Source organism: Enterococcus sp. PLH-Efm8 (genome assembly GCF_053011625.1).
In genome coordinates this window covers 2,223,323-2,244,798 of the sequence record NZ_CP172568.1, presented here as the reverse complement: position 1 = coordinate 2,244,798, position 21,476 = coordinate 2,223,323, and the positions used below count along the sequence as shown (strand labels likewise).

19 protein-coding genes and 1 riboswitch are annotated in these 21,476 nt (G+C 38.0%); of the genes, 13 read left to right on the top strand and 6 right to left on the bottom strand.

The window, feature by feature from the left end:
- Positions 1-93: 93 nt before the first annotated feature.
- Positions 94-372, bottom strand: coding sequence for a hypothetical protein (locus ACIFUW_RS11095; protein WP_002289337.1), 279 nt, complete (start codon positions 370-372; stop codon positions 94-96).
- 267 nt (positions 373-639) lie between these two features.
- Here ACIFUW_RS11095 and metG point away from each other — a divergent pair, with 267 nt between their 5' ends.
- A complete protein-coding gene (metG, locus tag ACIFUW_RS11090; RefSeq protein ID WP_002289325.1) occupies positions 640-2,649 on the top strand; it encodes a methionine--tRNA ligase in 2,010 nt (669 codons plus the stop codon).
- A 478-nt stretch (positions 2,650-3,127) separates the two neighbouring features.
- Here metG and ACIFUW_RS11085 read toward each other — a convergent pair whose 3' ends face one another.
- Positions 3,128-3,715 (bottom strand): hypothetical protein, encoded by a 588-nt coding sequence (locus ACIFUW_RS11085; RefSeq protein WP_002293998.1) that lies wholly within the window; start codon positions 3,713-3,715, stop codon positions 3,128-3,130.
- Between the two features lie 174 nt (positions 3,716-3,889).
- On the opposite strand from ACIFUW_RS11085, the gene ACIFUW_RS11080 reads away from it, so the two are divergent.
- From ACIFUW_RS11080 to ACIFUW_RS11060, 5 genes are all read left to right on the top strand, one after another.
- Entirely contained in the window at positions 3,890-5,212 is a 1,323-nt protein-coding gene (locus ACIFUW_RS11080; protein ID WP_002294000.1) for an APC family permease, read from the top strand.
- Positions 5,213-5,366: 154 nt separating this feature from the next.
- Positions 5,367-6,143: a TatD family hydrolase gene (locus ACIFUW_RS11075; RefSeq protein WP_002294001.1), complete on the top strand. Its 777-nt coding sequence runs from the start codon at positions 5,367-5,369 to the stop codon at positions 6,141-6,143.
- The gene (gene rnmV, locus ACIFUW_RS11070) at positions 6,136-6,705 is read left to right on the top strand and encodes a ribonuclease M5 (RefSeq protein ID WP_002305490.1); all 570 of its coding nucleotides are present in this window, start codon (positions 6,136-6,138) and stop codon (positions 6,703-6,705) included. Before ACIFUW_RS11075 ends, rnmV begins: the two co-directional genes overlap by 8 nt.
- Positions 6,698-7,582 (top strand): 16S rRNA (adenine(1518)-N(6)/adenine(1519)-N(6))-dimethyltransferase RsmA, encoded by an 885-nt coding sequence (rsmA, locus tag ACIFUW_RS11065; RefSeq protein WP_002294004.1) that lies wholly within the window; start codon positions 6,698-6,700, stop codon positions 7,580-7,582. The genes rnmV and rsmA overlap by 8 nt, the downstream gene beginning before the upstream one ends.
- Before the next feature lie 450 nt (positions 7,583-8,032).
- Entirely contained in the window at positions 8,033-8,662 is a 630-nt protein-coding gene (locus tag ACIFUW_RS11060) for a hypothetical protein (RefSeq protein ID WP_002294011.1), read from the top strand.
- A gap of 123 nt (positions 8,663-8,785) precedes the next feature.
- On the opposite strand, the gene ACIFUW_RS11055 is transcribed toward ACIFUW_RS11060, so the two are convergent.
- Positions 8,786-9,895 carry an ABC transporter ATP-binding protein gene (locus ACIFUW_RS11055; protein ID WP_002289507.1) on the bottom strand — a complete coding sequence of 370 codons (1,110 nt, stop codon included), beginning with the start codon at positions 9,893-9,895 and terminating at the stop codon, positions 8,786-8,788.
- Between the two features lie 208 nt (positions 9,896-10,103).
- On the opposite strand from ACIFUW_RS11055, the gene mgsA reads away from it, so the two are divergent.
- Both mgsA and ACIFUW_RS11045 read left to right on the top strand, forming a co-directional pair.
- A complete protein-coding gene (gene mgsA, locus ACIFUW_RS11050; protein WP_002289508.1) occupies positions 10,104-10,526 on the top strand; it encodes a methylglyoxal synthase in 423 nt (140 codons plus the stop codon).
- Positions 10,527-10,712: 186 nt separating this feature from the next.
- A riboswitch (THF riboswitch) is annotated at positions 10,713-10,811 on the top strand.
- Between the two features lie 37 nt (positions 10,812-10,848).
- Entirely contained in the window at positions 10,849-11,385 is a 537-nt protein-coding gene (locus ACIFUW_RS11045; protein WP_002289509.1) for a folate family ECF transporter S component, read from the top strand.
- A 39-nt stretch (positions 11,386-11,424) separates the two neighbouring features.
- Here ACIFUW_RS11045 and ACIFUW_RS11040 read toward each other — a convergent pair whose 3' ends face one another.
- The 3 genes from ACIFUW_RS11040 to ACIFUW_RS11030 all read right to left on the bottom strand — a co-directional run bounded on the left by ACIFUW_RS11040 (position 11,425) and on the right by ACIFUW_RS11030 (position 15,909).
- Positions 11,425-13,188, bottom strand: coding sequence for an ABC transporter ATP-binding protein (locus ACIFUW_RS11040; protein ID WP_002289511.1), 1,764 nt, complete (start codon positions 13,186-13,188; stop codon positions 11,425-11,427).
- Between the two features lie 2 nt (positions 13,189-13,190).
- Positions 13,191-14,906 carry an ABC transporter ATP-binding protein gene (locus ACIFUW_RS11035; protein ID WP_002294013.1) on the bottom strand — a complete coding sequence of 572 codons (1,716 nt, stop codon included), beginning with the start codon at positions 14,904-14,906 and terminating at the stop codon, positions 13,191-13,193.
- Between the two features lie 778 nt (positions 14,907-15,684).
- Entirely contained in the window at positions 15,685-15,909 is a 225-nt protein-coding gene (locus ACIFUW_RS11030) for a hypothetical protein (protein ID WP_002294014.1), read from the bottom strand.
- Between the two features lie 190 nt (positions 15,910-16,099).
- On the opposite strand from ACIFUW_RS11030, the gene ACIFUW_RS11025 reads away from it, so the two are divergent.
- The 5 genes from ACIFUW_RS11025 to ACIFUW_RS11005 all read left to right on the top strand — a co-directional run bounded on the left by ACIFUW_RS11025 (position 16,100) and on the right by ACIFUW_RS11005 (position 21,463).
- A complete protein-coding gene (locus tag ACIFUW_RS11025; protein ID WP_002287111.1) occupies positions 16,100-18,877 on the top strand; it encodes a sigma 54-interacting transcriptional regulator in 2,778 nt (925 codons plus the stop codon).
- An 80-nt stretch (positions 18,878-18,957) separates the two neighbouring features.
- The gene (locus ACIFUW_RS11020) at positions 18,958-19,377 is read left to right on the top strand and encodes a PTS sugar transporter subunit IIA (protein WP_002287112.1); all 420 of its coding nucleotides are present in this window, start codon (positions 18,958-18,960) and stop codon (positions 19,375-19,377) included.
- Between the two features lie 11 nt (positions 19,378-19,388).
- Positions 19,389-19,859: a PTS sugar transporter subunit IIB gene (locus ACIFUW_RS11015; RefSeq protein WP_002287114.1), complete on the top strand. Its 471-nt coding sequence runs from the start codon at positions 19,389-19,391 to the stop codon at positions 19,857-19,859.
- Positions 19,860-19,875: 16 nt separating this feature from the next.
- Positions 19,876-20,655 carry a PTS mannose/fructose/sorbose/N-acetylgalactosamine transporter subunit IIC gene (locus ACIFUW_RS11010; RefSeq protein WP_002287115.1) on the top strand — a complete coding sequence of 260 codons (780 nt, stop codon included), beginning with the start codon at positions 19,876-19,878 and terminating at the stop codon, positions 20,653-20,655.
- Positions 20,642-21,463, top strand: coding sequence for a PTS system mannose/fructose/sorbose family transporter subunit IID (locus tag ACIFUW_RS11005; protein ID WP_002287116.1), 822 nt, complete (start codon positions 20,642-20,644; stop codon positions 21,461-21,463). The genes ACIFUW_RS11010 and ACIFUW_RS11005 overlap by 14 nt, the downstream gene beginning before the upstream one ends.
- Positions 21,464-21,476: the final 13 nt, after the last annotated feature.

The window sequence follows — 21,476 nt, the reverse complement described above, 5'->3', positions numbered from 1 at the left end:
ACCACCTCCATTGACAGTAAAAGTACTTTTTACCTTATTGTAGCAGACTCTGAAAAAAAACCAAGGATTTACTTGAAAAATCTAGGTTATCATTTAAATATGAAAAATAAATGGAAGTATGAGATTGAATAAAAAGAAAAGCAGATAAAACGGCAATACTTTATACCGCTCTTCACGAATGGCAAAGAAGCCACAAATAACGATATATACGTCAATGATAAAACGCAAAATCCAAGCTGCTGTCATAAAACTGTTCAAATGCCCATGGAGGTTAAAATAACCATACATACGAATATAAAAATAGCTGAATATTAAATGTGCTAATGAAAGAAAAGCAATACTAAGTGTAAAAAAAAGATGTTTCTTCTGCATGATTGTTCCAGTCCCTTACTAAGATAGATAGTCTTTATTATACCACGTGTGAGGGGAGAAATAAAAAGCCGTTTTTTAGTAGATATGAAACAAAACAAAAACCCGCATTTATTCAACCTATTCATCCTTTTAAAGGATAGATTGAACGTAGATAGAAGTCGTTTATCCAGTCTTTTTCATTTTGAAAAAAAGCTAACAGCATGCTTTTTTTATGGTATACTAGCAAGGAAACGAATTCGCATCATGCGATAAAGGAGGAAGAGCCCCGTGGCAGAAAAGGAAACTTTTTATATCACTACGCCAATCTATTATCCAAGCGGCAAACTTCATATCGGCAACTCGTATACTACGATTGCATGTGACGCAATTGCTCGTTATAAACGGTTGATGGGCTTTGATGTGTTTTATCTCACTGGAGTGGATGAACATGGTCAAAAAATCGAAACAAAAGCAGAAGAACTAGGTGTAAAACCGCAAGAATATGTAGATAAAATGGCGGCTGATGTCAAGAAATTATGGAAAACGCTTGATATCAGTTATGATAAATTCATTCGCACGACAGATGATTACCATAAAGCAGCTGTTCAAAAAATATTTGATCGTTTATTAGAACAGGGAGATATTTACTTAGGTGAATATGAAGGCTGGTACTCTGTTTCTGACGAAGAATTCTTTACAGAAACACAACTTGCAGAAGTGTACAAAGATGACGAAGGTAACGTGATCGGTGGTAAAGCGCCAAGTGGACACGAAGTAGAATTGGTAAAAGAAGAATCATACTTCTTCCGCATGAGCAAATACGCAGACCGTCTATTGGAATACTATGAAGAACATCCCGAATTCATCCAGCCAGAATCTCGTAAAAACGAAATGATCAACAACTTTATCAAACCAGGATTAGAGGATCTTGCAGTTTCACGAACAACTTTTACTTGGGGAGTACCAGTCAAGAGTGATCCGAAACATGTGGTGTATGTATGGATCGATGCATTATCCAATTATATTACTGCACTAGGATATGGCTCCGAAGATGAAAGTCTATTCGAAAAATACTGGCCTGCAGATGTTCAGATGGTCGGTAAAGAAATCGTTCGCTTTCATACGATCTATTGGCCAATCATGCTGATGGCCCTTGATTTGCCTCTACCTAAAAAAGTATTTGGGCATGGCTGGCTATTGATGAAAGACGGAAAAATGTCTAAATCAAAAGGAAATGTCGTTTATCCTGAAATGCTTGTGGAACGTTATGGTTTAGATGCACTCCGTTATTATTTGCTTCGTGCTGTTCCGTTTGGGTCAGATGGTGTCTTTACGCCAGAAGATTTTGTTTCCCGTGTCAATTATGATCTGGCAAATGATCTAGGGAACTTATTGAATCGAACGATTGCTATGATCAACAAATATTGTGATGGACTCGTTCCTGACTATGCCTCACTTGTCACTCCATTTGATAGTGAACTGTCTACGACGGCTGCTAACGTTGTCGGACGTTACCATGATGCAATGGAAAAAATGGAATTCAATACAGCATTGGCTGAAATCTGGGTGCTGATTTCTCGTGCAAACAAATACATTGATGAAACAGAACCATGGGTATTAGCAAAAGACGAAGAAAAGAAAGCTGAATTGAATAGTGTCATGATCCATTTAGCTGAATCTTTGCGTATCGCAGCGATATTACTTCAGCCAATCATGACAGAAACGCCAGAGAAGATCTTCAATCAACTAGGATTGGACTCTGAAACAATGAATCTTGAAGGATTACACTTTGGCGAATTTCCTTCAGGAACAAAAGTAGTTGCAAAAGGTACACCAATCTTCCCACGTTTAGATATGGAAGAAGAAGTTGCTTTTATTCAAGAAAAAATGTCTGAAGGTACTCAAACAAACGAAGATACAGTCAAATGGGATCCAGAAGAAACAGAACTTGTTTCAACGAAAGAAAAACAAATCAAATTTGATGTATTTGAAAAAGTAGAACTAAAAGTAGCAGAAGTCATCAACTGTCAAAAAGTAGAAGGGGCAGATAAGTTGCTGCAATTCCGACTAGATGCTGGAGACAGCCAAGACCGTCAAATCTTGTCAGGAATCGCTGAATTTTATCCTGATCCAAGCGAATTGATCGGGAAAAAAGTCGTCATTGTAGCAAATCTGAAACCACGAAAGATGCGTGGACAAATCAGTCAAGGAATGATCCTTTCTGCAGAAGCACCAGATGGCTCTTTACAAGTAATCGAAGCACCAAAATCCATGCCAAATGGCTCAGAAATCGCATAGAAATTCAAAGGGGGTATGACACTAGTTGTGTCATACCCCCTTTTTCCGAAATTTGAGAAGCAATTTTCGTAAATTCCTTCTTATTACTTGAAGCCAATCATATAATACAGAAACAGAGAACTATCCAAAATAAATCCTAGAAAAAGAAGTACGAGCTTCGCTGATTTTTGTTAATTTAGAATAATACTAATAGGAATCGTAAAAACAGAAAAAAAGCATAATGATAAAGGGTCGGGCAGATTTTAATTGATTCATCTGGTACTCTTTTTTATTGTCCTTACATTCATAAAGTTTGAATGCAATGACTTTATTACATCTATATTTATATCTAACAGTAGCGTTGATGTGTTAATTATAAGTTCTATCACTTTATGTTCAATTAGTTTGTGCTCTTATATGTGTGATTGAAAATATAGATAAAAAAACAATCATCGGCTTTGACTTCGATGATTGTTTTCTTTATTTTGTAAAAATCCTATCACTTGATTTTATGGTAACCTTTTATTTTTGTCTTCAAACGGCTTGGTAAGAGAGCAGTAAGCAGTGCAAATGGGATCGAAAAGACATACCAGAAAATCGTACGTCCGATACCATAATGTTGATAGAGCTTTGTCAACATCACGTGTAACAAGATCAACCCTAAAAGCAAGGAGCCAGCTATAAACCAATGATTATCCCAATGCATGACTTCACTAAGTGCCATCACTCCAAAAGGATAGAAATAAAAATAGATCCCGACTAAGGTCATCCGCCAGTTCTTTGTAAATGTTCCGATATTCAATAAAAAGAAAATCGCTGAAAGCAAAATACCGATAGGCGGAAAAAGCCCAACCAAAAAGGAATACAACATCCCCCACAAGATCATCACAGGACCTTTGATCAATGCAACGATTGCGATGAACAAAGTCAGCAATATTAGTTTTTGTGATAACGTTGCAACAGTCATTAATCCAAATAAAATTAATGTGAACCAATGCCAATGGGACTGCTGTTGTTCTTTACGGGAAAAATCGACCCGGTTGGATAAATAATCTGCTAATTTCGGATAAGAACGCTTAAAATCCATAAACTGTTCCTCCTTCGTGGAAAAGGTAGGTTTAGTATACGAAAAATAAAAAAGAAATACATCCGTCTTAAGAGGGAGTTTTTCACTGAAAGTGGAGAAAAAAGAATGGTAAATTAAAATATTCTCAGTTATACTGAAAATTATACCAAATTTCAAAGAAGAAAGAGGATGGGAATGAAAGGCAAACTAAAACGAGAAATCAATCTGTTTGGCGCATTAGCTACCGTTATGGGAACCGTGATCGGTGCAGGCGTCTTCTTCAAAACTGCTGCTGTTACTGCTAGTACTCAGTCTACAAGTTTGACATTGCTAGCTTGGCTTTTGGGTGGTTTCTTAACGATCTGTGCTGGATTGACAGTGGCTGAATTAGCTACAGCAATCCCGGAAACTGGTGGAGCTGTAAAATATATTGAAGCTGCGTATGGAAAATTGCCCAGCTTTTTATTAGGATGGGCGCAAAGCTTGATTTACTTTCCTGCTAATATTGCTGCATTATCGATTATCTTTGCGACACAATTGACGAACTTATTACAATTATCTACCGATTATCTTTTGTTGATTGCAGTGATCACCGCTGTTTCTGTGACAGGGTTGAATTTGTTAGGGACAAAAGTCGGTGCTTCTGTACAATCAGTGACGTTGATTGTTAAATTAATACCAATTGCTGTGATTGTCATATGGGGATTATTGACCCCAGGACAAGGAACTGTCCAGTTATTTCCAATCGAAGCTGGAAAAGATGTTACTTTTGTCGAAGGATTGAGCAGTGCGTTGTTAGCAACGTTGTTTGCTTATGACGGCTGGTTAGGTGTCGGTGCAATGGCAGGGGAAATGAAACGGCCGGAAAAAGATTTGCCTAAAGCAATTATTCTTGGTTTGAGTTTTGTAACAGTCGTTTATCTATTGATCAATTTTGTTTTTTTGAAAACTTTGCCGATTGATCATCTTGCCGGTAATTTGAATGCAGCTTCTGAAGCATCAGACGTCATTTTTGGAGGAATCGGTGGAAAGCTGGTCACTATTGGGATCTTGATCTCGGTATACGGTGCATTGAACGGTTATACACTAACTGGGATCCGCGTGCCTTATGCGATGGCTTTAGAAGACGAGCTACCTTTCAGTAAACAGCTGACAAAGCTTTCAAAGAAGTTTACGGTTCCTTATGTTCCTGCGGTTTTCCAGTTAGCAGTAGCTTGTATTATGATGAGCCTTGGTTCTTTCGACTTTTTAACAGACATGTTGATTTTTGTGATGTGGCTATTCAGTTTACTGATTTTTATCGGTGTCTTTATTTTAAGAAAAAAAGCGCCGGAATTGCCACGTCCATATAAAGTACCACTTTATCCAATCGTTCCGATTATTGCGATTCTCGGTGCTATTTTCATTTTAGGTATGACGATGATGACGCAAACGAAATTAGCATTGATCGGTATAGGTGTTACCTTGATAGGTATCCCAGTCTATTATCAAAAAAAGAAAAAACGCTCAGAAGAGTAAAATATTTCAACAACAGACAGAAAAAGTACGAACTAGGTCCTCTAGATCTTCGTGCTTTTTCTATTTCAATAAAACAAGTTCTTCTATTTTGATTTTTGCTACTTCTGCAAGTAGTGCTTATGTGCTAAAGTAAGAATGAAAAGGAGAGATAAACATGATATTTGATTCTCATACCCATTTAAATGCTGAACAGTTCAATGAAGATATTCCAGAAACGATTCAGCGAGCACAAGAAATGGGGGTAACGAAAATGGCGGTCGTGGGCTTCGATACGCCAACGATTGAAAAGTCTTTGCAATTAAGCCATGACTATCCAAATATATACAGTATTATCGGCTGGCATCCGACAGAGGCTGGCAGTTATACGAAAGAAATCGAAAATAAATTACAAGAACAATTGACTTTACCAAAGGTTGTAGCATTAGGGGAAATTGGCTTGGATTATCATTGGATGGAAGACCCGAAAGAAGTCCAAGATAAAGTATTTCGCAGACAGATTGCTATCGCAAAAGAAATGAACCTACCAATCAGTATTCATACTAGAGAAGCACTTGAAGACACGTATCAAATCCTAAAAGAAGAAGATGTTCGAGATATCGGTGGAATCATGCATAGTTTCAGTGGTGATTATGAATGGGCAAAACGATTTCTTGACTTAGGGATGCATATTTCATTTAGCGGTGTCGTCACTTTCAAAAAAGCATTAGACGTCCAAGAGGCTGCAGCAAATGTACCAATCGAACGATTACTTGTGGAAACAGATGCCCCTTATCTGGCACCAGTTCCTTTTAGAGGAAAGCGAAATGAACCAGGCTATACTCGTTATACAGTAGAAAAGATTGCTGAACTTCGGAATCTTCCGACAGAAGAAGTGGCTGCCCAAACATGGACAAATGCGCACCGATTATTTGGTCTAAGCGAACATGGATAAGATGAAGATCCAAGAGATTATAGTCGTTGAAGGAAAAGACGATACAAGAAGGCTGCGGGAAGTAGTTGATGCAGATACGATAGAAACAATAGGGTCTGCAATCAATGAAGAGATCCTGATGCAAATTGAACATGCCCAAGAGACTCGTGGAGTGATCGTTTTTACCGATCCTGATTTTTCAGGAGAAAAAATAAGAAAAATCATTATGGAAGCTGTTCCTCAGGCAAAACATGCTTTTTTGCCGCGCACACAAGCTAAACCAAAGAAAAAGGGAAGCCTTGGTGTCGAGCATGCAAGTGATGCTGCTATTTTAGAAGCATTGAAAAAGGTCGTGACGCCAGACATTTCCCAAACGGCTGTTTCTGAAATCACTAGACAAGACCTTTTAGACTATGGTTTAATAGCTGGGGCACAAGCAAAAGAAAAACGAGAAAAACTAGGTGACGAGTTGCGCATCGGTTACACGAACGGCAAACAATTGGAAAAACGTTTGAAGATGTTTCGTATTACGCCGAAAGAACTCGCCCAAGCAATGAAAATAGTGGAGGAACAACATGAGTGAATATCGTGAAATTGCGACACCCTCTAGAACAAAAGAGATTTTATTGAAACATGGTTTTTCATTTAAAAAAAGTTTAGGACAAAATTTTCTGACTGAACCAAATATTTTAAGGAAAATCGTAGAAACTGCGCAAATAGATGAACATACGAACGTGATCGAAGTTGGACCAGGAATCGGTGCATTGACGGAACAATTAGCCAAGCATGCAAAACAAGTCGTAGCATTTGAGATCGATGATCGTTTGATCCCTGTATTGGCTGATACGATGCAACCCTATGACAATGTGACTATTGTACATCAAGATATTTTAAAGACCGATTTGTCAACAGCTGTTAGAGAAACATTTCATGAGGAGCTTCCGTTAAAAGTCGTAGCGAATTTACCTTACTATATTACGACACCGATCATGATGCATTTTCTTGAATCAGATTTGGTTGTGGATGAACTAGTCGTCATGATGCAAAAAGAAGTAGCTGATCGTATCTCTGCTGAACCAGGAACGAAAGCTTATGGTTCATTATCGATTGCTGTTCAATATTATATGGAAGCCAGTTTAGCATTCATCGTACCAAAAACAGTATTTGTCCCTCAGCCAAATGTAGATTCAGCGATTTTGAAACTGACAAGAAGAGATATACCGGCAGTCGAAGTGACAGACGAAAAAGCATTTTTCCGATTGACAAAAGCGGCATTTCAGCAAAGAAGAAAAACGCTTTGGAATAACTTGCAGCATTCGTATGGCAAAGATGACCAGACAAAAGCATGGTTAGCAAAAAGCTTGGAAACAGCTGGAATCGATCCAAAACGTCGTGGGGAGACTTTGTCATTACAAGAATTCGCCGCATTAAGCAATGCGATGTCAGAAAATATGCAGTAAAAAAAGAGGTTGTGACAGAAGTTGTGAAAAAGCTGTCCTGCATCAAGTAATAAGAACAGCCAAACAAAAATAGTTCCTCATGTTTTTCGTTTGTTTGGGCTTATTACCGCAGATGCAAGCTTTTGAACACCGTTTAAGAAAGAGGTTGTGGGCCTGCCGTTTAACTCTAAGTCACAAGGAACAATTTCAAAAAACAGCTTCTCATGTTTTTGAGTTAGTTGGTCTTATTACTTGATGCAAGCTTTTGACCACTATTATGCCGAACAAGGAGATGTGACACAAATTTTGTCACATCTCCTATTTTTGTTTCTTGATCAAAAAATTCTTATACTTGATACTCACACTCATTTTGTATGGATTTAGAAAAGAATATGTGTCTTGACAGTTATTAGTAAGTGAGTTATACTAAGTCGACATTTATGTGTCAAGACATATTAGGAGAGAGAAAAAATGAGAAAAAATTCAGTTCGAAAACTAACGATTTCTGCTTTATTGATTGGGATGGGGGTCATTATCCCAATGGTCATGCCTAAAATCATGATTCCACCAGCTTCCTTTACTTTGGCGTCTCATGTGCCATTATTTATTGCGATGTTTTTTACACCAGGAGTTGCAGTGGCTGTTGCGCTAGGTACGACATTTGGTTTCTTTTTAACAACGCCGGTTATCATCGCATTGCGAGCATTGTCACATCTTGTGTTTGCGTTGATTGGGGCTTGGTACTTGCAAAAGCATCCGAGTATCGTTTTAAAAAATGGACAGTTTACTTTTGCTAATTGGCGTTTCCAAGGGTTCAATTTTGTGATCGGTGTGATTCATTCTTTAGCAGAAATGCTAGTAGTCAGCATCTTTTACTTTATTGGTAATATGCCTGAAACATATTATTCTCAAGGATATTTTTATACAGTATTCATCTTGATGGGGATTGGTGGGCTTATCCACAGTTTAGTTGATTATAATATTGCTTATTTTATAGCAGGAACACTCAGCAAATATTTTGATATCCCCGTATTTACGGCAGCAAAAAAAGAAAATCGGAAAGAGTCGATTCAAGGGTACGCGAAGAAAACGACATATTAGACATGATCTCTCAAAAAAAAAACTCTCATCTAGTAATGGATAATAAATCCTCTAAGATGAGAGTTTTTTGTCCTAAAAAGAGCTGCACCAACATCTTCTGGCACAGCTCTAACAGGGGGCAATTTATGGAAGTTTGATGACTTGTTCTGTTTCTTTATCAAAGAAGTGGCCTTTGCTGATGTTGAAGGCAAGGTCGACTATTTCGCCTGGTTTATGGAAATCTCTTGCATCTACTTTTGAGATGAACTCAGTAGAACCAGTTTTTGTGTAAAGCATCGTTTCAGCTCCAAGTAATTCGGAAACGACAACTTCTGATTTCACTACGGCTTCAGGTGAAGCTTCAAGGGCTACTTGTTCACTGTGGATGTCTTCTGGACGAATACCGAAGATAACTTCTTTTCCTTCATAACCTTTTTCAACTAATACTTTGTTTTTTCCTTCAGGAATACGAAGCTTAAGCCCATGTCCATCTGTGATAACACCATTTTTCAATGTCACATTAAAGAAGTTCATGGCAGGAGATCCAATAAAGCCGGCAACGAACATATTGACGGGTGTATCATAAACTTCTTTCGGTGTACCGATTTGTTGGATAAATCCGTCTTTCATGATAACGATTCGGTCAGCCATAGTCATTGCTTCTGTCTGATCGTGAGTAACATAGATGGTCGTTGTTTCAAGACGCTGGTGAAGTTTGGCAATCTCAGCACGCATGGCTACACGTAATTTAGCATCTAAATTTGATAATGGCTCATCCATTAAGAAGACTTTTGCATCCCGAACGATTGCCCGTCCCAATGCCACACGTTGGCGTTGTCCACCAGATAAAGCAGCTGGTTTTCGTTTCAAGTATTCTGTCAGACCTAAGATCTCTGCTGCATTGTCCACACGTTTTTTGATGTCTGCTTTATCATATTTACGTAATTTCAAGCCAAAAGCCATATTATCAAAAACAGTCATATGAGGATACAATGCGTAGTTTTGGAAAACCATGGCAATATCACGGTCTTTAGGTGCCACGTCATTCATGACTTTTCCGCCGATATTTAGTTCTCCTTCAGAGATATCTTCCAGTCCCGCGATCATTCGCAAAGTAGTTGACTTTCCACAACCGGAAGGACCAACAAAAACGATAAATTCACGGTCTTTGATTGATAGATTAAAATCAGTTACAGAATAATTTTCTGCATTGTCATATTTTTTATATACGTTTTTCAGAGCCATTTCTACCATAATACGTTCCACACTTTCTTTTTTAGTTTTATTAACTATTTAAAGTATAAATGAAAGCGTTAACTAACTTCAATGTCATGTTGAACAAGAATTTTTTCTTTTTTTTGTCAATGTGCTAGTTTTAAGCTTTAATAAATATCCATAAGAAATAAAAACTGATACACTGGAGTAAATAAGTATGTTAACAATATCAAAAGGAGTGTCTCTTATGAAAATCGCTTTGATCGCTCATGACCGAAAAAAACCTATGATGGTGAAATTAGCAACAGCGTATAAAACAATATTGGAAAAACATGAACTTTTTGCTACCGGGACGACTGGGCAGAGGATCACGGAAGCAACCGGCTTGCCGATCCATCGGTTTAAATCCGGACCGTTAGGCGGGGATCAGCAAATTGGAGCCATGATTTCGGAGGATCAGTTAGATTTGGTGATTTTTCTTCGAGACCCGCTGGCTGCACAGCCCCATGAACCAGATGTAACAGCACTTATCCGTTTATCTGATGTCTATGAGATTCCGTTAGCTACGAATATCGGAACAGCTGAGGTGCTACTAAGAGGACTGGAAGCCGGCTTCCTAGATTTTCGAAGAATCGTCCATGAAATAGACAAGCATCCACTTTCATTTTGATGGATAAGCGTATGGAAAAATAACGTTTAATGTTCGCCTATATGTAGCTATAAAAGCTAAACAAACTGATAATATGCGATATAATACGAACGTATTGGATAATATAAACAATAATATTAGTTTTTCGTATTTGCAGTAAATGTGAAAATATGCTATAGTTTCTGTGGGAAAAGATCCCAAAAATAATACAGAGTAGAAAATAAAGCGTTAAGTGCTAAGAGGATGGGATGTTGCCTCTTGGACGAAGGACGTAATGTTCGCGGTTTTATTTTCGCATTCGCTGCATGATACGATGTAGCAGCTCTTAAAGGAGATGCTAAAAATGAAGAAACACCGGTTAGACGCACGTATGATTGCTATTATGGGCTTATTGATTGCATTGATGGTCACTTTGTCCCGACTGGTAGCAATCGAGACCCCATTTATTAAAATCAGTGTCACATTTATTCCACAAGTGATCATGGGCATTCTTTTTGGTCCTTTTTGGTCAGGGATAGGCGCAGTTTTAGCTGATTTAGTAGGAATGGCCCTCTTCTCGAAATCTGCATTCTTTATTGGATTTACATTGAATGCATTTATTGAAGGAGCAATCTACGGATTCTTTTTCTATCGAAAAGAGATCACTTGGAAAAATGCCATTCTGGCTACGCTTAGTGTCACGCTGATCATCAACTTATTTTTGACACCATTATGGCTTGCGTTGATGTACCATGTGCCATTGTTCAGCTGGGTCGTTTGGGCGCCCCGCCTGTTAAAAACAGTAATATGGTTACCGATTCAATCAATTGCCATTTATTACGTAGGACGTAGTATTCCTTACAAAAAAATTTTAAGAAGTTTAGCGATCCACGCTAAATAAAAAACAAGCAGTCTTCCCATCCCAGAAGACTGCTTGTTTTTATTGTGCTGTGAATTGTGCTTGATAGAGCCGTCGGTAATAACCATCTTTTTGAAGCAGCTCATCATGGGTGCCCATTTCGACAATAGCTCCCTGATCCATCACTAATATCTGGTCCGCATTTTTGATTGTGGACAGGCGATGGGCAATCACAAAACTGGTTTTTCCTTCCATCATTGCTAAGAAGGCTTGTTGGATTTTTTTCTCTGTCAATGTATCGACTGAGCTGGTAGCTTCATCTAAGATCAACATAGGGGGATTACTGATCATCGTTCGAGCAATCGTCAACAGTTGGCGTTGTCCATCTGATATCTTTAACCCTTGACCGCCAATCTTAGTATCTAATTTTTCCGGCAAACGTTCTACAAATTCATACATATAAGAGGCTTTTAGGGCATCATTGATTTCTGCGTCACTTGCTTCCGGATTCCCAAAACGAAGATTTTCTCGCAATGTACTGTCAAATAGCCAAGTATCTTGTAACACCATTCCAAAACTTTTACGTAATGTATCACGTTGGATAGAGCGGATGTCATGGTCATCGACTGTAATTGTTCCTTTTGTTGTGTCATAAAAACGCATCAGCAAATTAACAAGTGTGGATTTTCCGGCCCCTGTTTTTCCTACTATAGCAATGGTTTGACCTGGATAAGCAGTAAAATTGAAATCTTCGATCAAACGCTGCTTGGGGTCATAAGAAAAAGAAACATGATCAAAAGAGACTTTTCCTTTGATATTTTTGGGTTCCAAGGCATAGGCATCTGGCAAATCAGGCTTTTCTTCTGGCTGATCGATCAAATCAAATGCTCGTTCTAGACCAGAAAAAGCGGTTTGCAGTTGTGTCGTGATTCCAGAAAGTTCGATAAATGGTTTAGAAAACTGACTTGAGTAGATCGTAAAGCTGGAAATCACACCAACAGTGATTGACGAACCACTCTTCAATGCCAATAGGCCGCCAACTAAACCAATCGATAAATAAGCAAGGTGATCTACAAAACGAGAAGACGGGTTTGTCAAGGAAGAAGAAAATTGTGCCCGTTGTCCTTTTTCATATAGATCAGCATTTAGCAGTTCAAATTGCTGTTGACTAGCTTCTTCTTGCTGAAAAGCTTTCACGATTTTCTGGTTACCGATTCGTTCGGTCACAAAGCCCGAGATATCCCCAATAATCCTTTGCTGTCTATCGAAATTTGTTTGTGAAGCACGAGCAACGATCCAACTCACAAGGAAAATAATTGGTGTAGAACAAAGAACGACTAATGTCAGAAGTGGACTTAGACGCATCATAAAAATAAACGAAAGAATGATGATTGCCACTCCAGAAAATAATTGATTGAAGGCCGCAGAAATTGCAATGGAAATATTGTCCATATCATTTGTAAATCGACTGACGATATTTCCGTGGGAGTTTTGATCATAATAACGAAGTGGCAATCGATTCAGATGAGCAAATGCATCTTTTCTTAATTTTGCAACGGATAAGTAAGCTAACCGATTGCTTAACACTTGGATGAGCCATTGACTGACTACGTTGATTAAAACGATACCACCGAATAGAATAAGTAAATGGAACAGTCGATTGAAGCGGACCTGTCCTTCTCCAATCATTTGATCGATACTTTGACCAATTTGTAACGTCATCACAACTGTTGCAATCCCATTGATGATTCCTAGTATCACAGCTAGCCAAATGTCTTTTGCATAGGCAGTAAGGTAAGGAATGAATCGGCGGAGCGTCTGCAAGGATAATTTTTTTACTTTCATAACTATTCTTCCTCCTGTGATGCGACGATTTCCTGATATTCTGCTGATTGAGCAAGTAATTCTTCATGGGTACCCTGAGCAGCAATCTTACCTTGATCCATCACTAAGATATGATGTGCTTCTTGAATAGAGCGGACACGTTGGGAGATAATAATCACTGTACTGCCAAGATAAGTCTGTAGCGCCTTACGCAAATCCAAGTCTGTTTGATAATCCAACGCACTTAAAGAGTCATCTAAAATCAGTAATGCTGGCTTGGCAATCAAAGCTCTTGCAATCGTCAGTCGCTGTTTTTGTCCGCCAGAGAAATTTTTCCCATTTTCCATGACTTTTGTATCTAAACCATTTGGAAGCTGACGGACAAATTCTTCTGCCTGAGCGATTTTCAGAGCTTCCCAACATTCTTTTTCTGTGGCGTCTTTCTTACCCCATTGAAGGTTTTCACGAATAGTCCCGGTAAATAGTACAGAAGTTTGGGGAACAAGAGCAATTTGCTGACGGAGATGATCCAGCTGCCAAGAACGAACATCCATTCCGTCCATTATAACTGTACCGGAACTGACATCATAGAAACGCGGAATCAATTGTGTCAAAGTCGTTTTCCCGCTTCCGGTTGGACCAATGATTCCAAGGACTGTATTTCGCTTCAGCTGAAATGTAATATTTTGGAGAGAAAGACCAGAATCAGGAGTATAACGGAAGTCAACATGGTCAAAAGCGATAATTGCTTCAGAAGAAAAATCGGGAGTAGTACTGACCTCAGCTTCAAGAATCGAATTTTCTGTGTCTAGCACCTCTTTCACCCGATTTCCTGAAGCTTCGGCACGTGTGAAGATCACGACGAGGTTTGAAACAACGATCAGTGCCAAAAGCATTTGATTCATATAATTGATCAAAGCAAGAACTTGTCCTTGTTGCAAGCTACCAATATTTACTTTGATCCCGCCAACTGTCAGCAAACAGATGATCCCGACATTCATGATCAAGGTTGTAGCAGGTGATAATAGGGCAGAGATATTGGAAACACGTAAATAATTGTTCGCTAGATCATTTGTGCTTTTATCGAACTTCTCTGTTTCTTTTTTTGTCTGCGCAAATGCGCGGATGACACGAACACCGCTAAGATTCTGACTAACGTGTTCATTGAGCTGATCTAGTTTTTCTTGCACTTTTTGGTAGAGAGGAACGGTTTTTTTGATGATAAAAAATAAAATGATTGAGAAAATAGGCAATAATGCTAAGAAAAACAGACCTACTTCCCAGTCGATCACAAAAGCCATGACCACTGACCCGATACTTAAAAACGGTGCTCTGATCAATAAACGAATGACCATTGCTAAAGCTAGCTGAAGCTGATTGATGTCGTTTGTCATTCGGGTGATCAAGGTATCTGTTCCAAAATGATTCAACTCGTTGTGAGAGAAAGTATTGATTTTTTTGATTAGCTGATTACGTAACTCTGTACCAAATCCTTGTGAAGCTACTGAAGCATAGTATTGGCAAATGATAGCACAAATCAGACCAATCACAGACATAGCGACCATCCATAAGCCCATTTCAATGATTTTTCCTCGGTCATTCATTTTTAGTCCATTATCGATCAAGGAAGCCATCATTAAAGGCAGGACAAGTTCGAAGACAGCTTCAAGAAATTTGAAGAACGGGCCCAAAATGATTTGCTTACGATAGTCTTTTGCATAACGTAATAACTGAATCATATGATTCCTCCTATTATTTATTTGTCCACAATTGAAAAAACAAGTACTACCACATTGTAGCTTAGGAAATTTAGAATGAAAAGAGAACAAGCCTTTTCATAAATGAAAGTTTTATTATGAAGAAGCTTTAGAAATTGAATAGACTATTTTTTTTAAAAAAAAGAAAATGAGAAAACATGCCAGTCTCTTCATTCATAGGAACGTCTATTTTACTTAATTTTTCTATAAATGAATTCTGCATAAAAAATATATCAAGTAAATGTTTATAGATGAAACTCTATTTACTTCTTTTTTAATTTGTTCTTGCAATCTTTTTTGCTACGTAATTTTTGTAAAAAAGTGGGTTGAGAGAAATCTAATTGATTTTCAAAGAAGGAGTATGAAAATGAGAAAAATATTTATTCGTTTATTGTGGGTACTATCTTAGAGGAATAAATAATAGTGGAGAAAACTATGGTTTGGCGCAGATTCTATCAGGTTTGATGGAACGAAGACAACCTCCCGACATCAAGTCAAAAGCTACTTGAGATTTTGATCTGAAAATAAAAAAAGAAAACAAGGTAGGAACATCAATGTTTCTACCTTGTTTTCGTAATCAATGGGAAAAAACTAAGAGTGGTGTACGTAATCAATAAAAAGGATGGTGACAACAGTACCTCTTTACTCTCTGAAAGCATCATAACTCGTTTTTCCTCATTATGCCAATAAATTGTTGTTATACCACATATAAGGATTTGTAATAGCTAAAAACAGACAGGAAAGTTGAAATCTGTGAATCTTATTTTGTATGGAAGGATTTATAGAACGCAAAAATCAAGATAAAGATGAATAAAAATCCTGTTTCGGCTATATATTGCGTATCTACGCCAATAAAACGAGTTTGTTCTGTCATAGCCATATAAAGCAAAGGCAAAAATACAACTACAGCGAGATAAGATCCGATGATTTCTCGAAAAGTTTTCCAGGAAGTATGTTTCCTGTTTTTATATTTATCCGATTTCATTGAATAGTCATAGCCTCCTTATTCTTTCATATGTTGAAATTCCAGTATAAAAACTGGAAGGAACTGTACGTTTTTTAGAATAAAAATTATAAGGGATAAGTAGGCTGCTGTCTATAATAAGATATATTTTTCAATTCTTTATTAAAGATTTTATTGACAAAATGAATCCGTTTTCTATGATGGAGGAGGGGTGAATAAGTTGTTGAAGAAGGAAATTTTATGTTACTTAGAGAACCAGACAGCCTTTTTCGATTTAGAACATATGAACGAGGTCTTTACAGCACAAAGGTTAGCTGATCATTTTGGGGTAAAAAGAAACACAGTCAGTCATTATTTGAACCAGTTAAATGATGAGCAACTACTAGTCAAAATCAATTCTCGACCAGTGATTTATTTCCACAAAGAAGCTTTTGAAAAACAATTTTTTAAGTTACGCACGAATTTTTATTTTTCTATCGATGATCTCAAAGAGGAACAGCCTTTTTTCGCGCAACCAAAAGACTTATTCTCTTTTATGATCGGATACGACGCCAGTTTGAAAGAAAGTATCGAACAAATCAAAACAGCTCTTTACTATCCAGATGGCGGATTACCACTTTTGATTACAGGCGAAAGTGGCACAGGTAAAAGTTATTTAGTTAATTTGGTCTATCAGTATTGTCTGCTTCATGATCTGCTAGAAGATTCTGCACCATTCATCACTTTTAATTGTGCACAATATGCAGATAATCCTGAACTTTTGACTAGCAATTTGTTTGGACATGTTAAGGGAGCGTACACTGGTGCAGAAGAAAATAAAAAAGGGGCTTTTGAAGCAGCAGATGGTGGGATCTTGTTTTTAGACGAGGTACATCGCTTAACACCAGAAGGTCAGGAAAAACTGTTCACCTATCTTGATCAAGGTGTGATTTATCGTATGGGAGAACCTAATTTGTCACGCCGGATCAAAACACGTCTCTTTTTTGCTACGACTGAAGAGATTACTAGTCATTTCTTAACAACTTTCATTCGAAGAATACCTATCCGAATCGAACTACCTGCACTTAATCAGCGTAGTCGTAATGAACGGCTAGAACTGATTTACTCTTTTTTTCTCGAAGAACAAAGAAAAATGGGGAGCCCTTTGTCAGTCAGTGGACCAGCTTTGTCACTTTTAACAAGTCAGAAATTATCCGGAAACATAGGAGAGCTGAAAAATATCGTCAAAGTTTCAGCAGCAAAAGCATATGCTGAACAGCGTGAACAGCCTGAAATCCATGTCACGATCCATCATTTGCAAAAAGAACTACTTGCGCAGCCTATTACTAAAAATACAGCACAGCAAGGAATCTATATTACGCAAGACCAGACCTTAGAGCAATTAATGGAGAAGCAACAGCCCGAACAGCAGCGAATCGTTAAAAGTTTTGAGCAAATCCTAATTGATTTCAAGAAAAATAACTGTCTGCTATATTCTTGCGAAGGAAAATTAAAGCAAGAAGTGATTCAATTATTTGATTTTTTGCTGTTTGAGACCAGTAGACAAGAAAAACACGAGCTGCTGGTTTATTGGACACAATCTATCCGAGAGACCTTTCGACAAATGGAAACTGCCTATCAAATCAAATTCGATGGAAACAGTGTCTATGCCTTGAGTTACTATCTCTATCAGCGAAGCACTATCAAATGGTTACCGGAAGAACATGATATTATCCAACTAATCAAAGAATTAGAACAACAAGTTTCTCAGTCTTATCCATCTAGTTATCACTATGTCCAACGAATTCTGGAATTAAGTAAGATCAAATTAGATATTGAAGACACAAGTATGGATCGGATTTTACTGACGATCTATCTAAAAAAAGCGAAATGGTCAAAAGAAAAACGACTGCCAAAAGCGATGATTGCTGCTCACGGTTATGCAACTGCTAGCAGTATGGCAAATGTAGTAAATCGTTTATTACAAGAGGATCTATTTGAATCATTTGATATGCCACTAGATGTCACACCACAGCAGATTGCTTCAGAAATCCTTGATTATTGCGAAAACAGCGATGTTTCAAATGGATTGATCATATTAGTAGACATGGGATCTCTGAAAGAAATCCATCAGTTTTTTAAAAAACAGTTATCCGTACCGCTTTTGATTTTGAATAATGTGACGACACCTTTAGCAATCACAGTAGGGGAATGCCTGCAAAAAAATGTATCATTAGAAGAGATAGCAGAAGAGACTGTTCGACAGATCCAGCCAGAATGGCGACTGCTCTATCCAGAGGAAAACAAACCCAAAGCACTCATTACTACTTGCTTCACTGGAATCGGTACGGCGGTCCACTTAAGTGAACTGCTAGAAAAAAGCTTACCTACGGCTTGTCAGTTGAAAATCATCCCATATGAATATCAGCAATTAAAAGATAAGAAAAACAGTGACCCATTATTTTCCATATACGAAGTCGTAGGAATGATTGGCACCACAGATCCTGATATCACCAATATCGACTATCTTTCATTAGAAGACCTCATCTCGGGGGAAAAGATGTCTGTACTAGCTGAATGGTTGGACACTACTATGAATGCTTCAGAGAAGGAAATATTCAATCAGCGCATCATTCGTAATTTTTCATTGGAAAAAGTACTGGATTCCGTGACTATTCTAGATACAGAGAAGGTGATGGGAGAAATCGATCATTTTATGAGAGAATTAGAGGTGCAGTTGAATCGAAGCATCAGCAATCCCAAAAAATTAGCGTTGTATGTCCATGTGAGCTGTCTCATTGAACGATTGATCCGACAAATGCCAATCGAAACCTATCAAGGATTAGAGAAATGGAAGCAGTGTCAAAAAGAAGGGTTATCTGCTATTAAATCTGCGTTTAGTGTCATTGAAGAGCATTATAGTGTCATGATCCCCAATTCTGAGATTGCCTATATCTATGATATTTTGAGTGAAGATACAGAGTTTCTCTCGATAGAAGAAGAATTTTGAACATAAGCAAGTTGTTGCCACTAATTTTGGCATGCAACTTGCTTTTTTAGTATGTGTAAGTGAAAAGAGGAGATGAAAAAGTGGATAGAGAAATTATCTTAGCTTCCCATGGAAAATTTGCTTCAGGGATATTAGATTCATTAGAGCTGATCTATGGGAAAAATCATTCTATTACTGTATTCGATTGCTATACTGATGAGAATTTTGATTTAGCGGAAACAGTAAGGCAGCTTTTTATGAGGTACAAAGATAAAGAAATCATTGTTCTGACGGATCTTTTTGGCGGAAGTGTCAACAACGAATTCTTACAATATATCAATCGGGATCATGTCTATCTCGTTGCCGGATTGAATTTGCCACTATTGATTGAGCTAGTATCTCGGTTGGACGCTGAAGTAGAGACAACTGTTTTGATCCAGCAGGTGCTAACTGATTCAAAAAAAATGATCCAGTTTTGTAACGAGCGGCTCAATCAGAAAATAGAAGAAGACGAATTTTAGGAGGAAGAAAAATGATTGTATTGACAAGAGTCGACCATCGGTTATTACACGGACAAGTAGCTTTTTCATGGACACAAACAATAGGCGCAGACTGTATTTTGATTGCTAATGATGATGTACCTACGAATGAGATACGAAAGACAACGATCAAATTAGCCAAGCCACAAGGAGTCAAACTAGTGATCAAATCAATTGATGACTCGATTGCCGCGTTGAAAAGCGGGGTGACAGATAAATATAAGTTATTCATCGTAGTGGAATCGATCGAGGATGCATATAAGCTGGCAGAAGCGTATCCAGAAATCAAAACCATCAACTTAGGAGGGATCAAGGCAAAACCTGGTACTCGCAGCATCGGAAAAGCGGTAAATATTTTACCAGAAGAGGAGGAACGCTTGAAACGATTAATTGACAAACAAATAGAAGTAGAAATCCGTCAAGTACCAGCAGATAAAAAAGTGGATGTAAGAGAAGTTTTGTAAGAAAGGAAGAACCTCAATGATTGTACAAGCAGTCTTATTAGGAATTGTTGCATTTGTCGCACAATCAGAATATGCACTAGGGACATCGTTGCTTTCTCGTCCGATTGTGACGGGGCTGTTTACAGGAATCGTGTTAGGTGATGTAAAAACTGGGATCATTATGGGCGCAACTTTAGAGTTAGCATTTATCGGATCGTTCTCAGTAGGTGCTTCGATTCCACCTGATGTTGTGACCGGTGGGATTTTAGGGACGGCTTTTGCTATTACAGCTGGAGCCGGTACAGAAACCGCGCTTTTACTAGGTTTGCCGATTGCTACGTTGACATTGATATTGAAAAATATTTACTTAGGGCTTTTGATTCCAATTATGAACCATAAAGCAGACAATTATGCAGAAGAAGGAAATTATAAAGGAGTCGAGCATATGCACTTGCTTGCCGGTATCGGTCTTTCCTTGATGCTTGGTGTTGTGGTAATGGTTTCTTATATGGTGGGAAGCAATACGATCGGAAATCTATTAAATATGATTCCTGACTTCGTTCAAAAGGGGTTGTCAGTAGCTACAGGGTTGATTCCAGCTCTTGGTTTTGCGATGCTTGCTCGTTTGCTGATCAACAAACAAGTTGCACCATATTTTTTCTTAGGTTTTGCTATAGCTTCTTACTTAGAGATTCCTGTGACCGGAGTAGCTATTTTTGGTGCGATTTTAGCAGTTGTGGTAGTCAATATTATGAATGTCCGTCAACTACCACTTCAAACAACTGCAGGGGAGGTAGAAGAAGATGAAGAATTCTGAGATCAAAAACAGCAAAATAACGAAAAAAGAGCTAAATCACGTATTTTGGCGTTCTTTTCAAATGGAGTTTTCTTGGAATTATGAACGTCAGATGAATATGGCTTATGTTTATGCAATGATTCCGATTTTGAAAAAGTTATATCAGTCGAAAGAAGAAATGGCAGCAGCTTTGAAACGGCATCTAGAGTTTTTTAACACGACCCCACATATCGTTACACTGATTTTAGGAATCACGGCTGCAATGGAGGAAGAAAATAAGGATGATCCTGAATTTGATGTGACTGCGATCGATAGTATCAAAACATCTTTGATGGGACCTCTTGCAGGGTTAGGAGATTCTTTCTTTTGGGGAACTTTGCGATTGATTGCCACAGGTGTGGGTACCTCTTTAGCCATGCAAGGAAATATTTTAGGCCCTATCTTGTTCATTTTGATTTTCAATATTCCGCACATTCTGTTTCGCTATCTAGCAACAGGTTGGGGATATCGCTTAGGAACGGGTTTTTTGAAAAAGATCCAGGCAAACGGTATGATGGAAAGTTTGACATTAGGCGCGTCTATTATTGGACTGATGGTCGTTGGAGCAATGACTGCCACGATGATCACCATCAATATTCCTTTAAAAATCGGTTCAGGAGAAAATGCTGTGACTGTTCAAAGTATTTTTGATGATATCGTTCCAAATATCTTATGTCTTGGAGCATTTGGCATAGTGTTTTATCTATTGAAGAAAGAAGTGAAACCATTAACGATCTTGATCGGACTAGCTTTCTTTGGAATTTTTGGTTCGTGGATAGGGATTTTTTAAAAAAGGAGCAGAG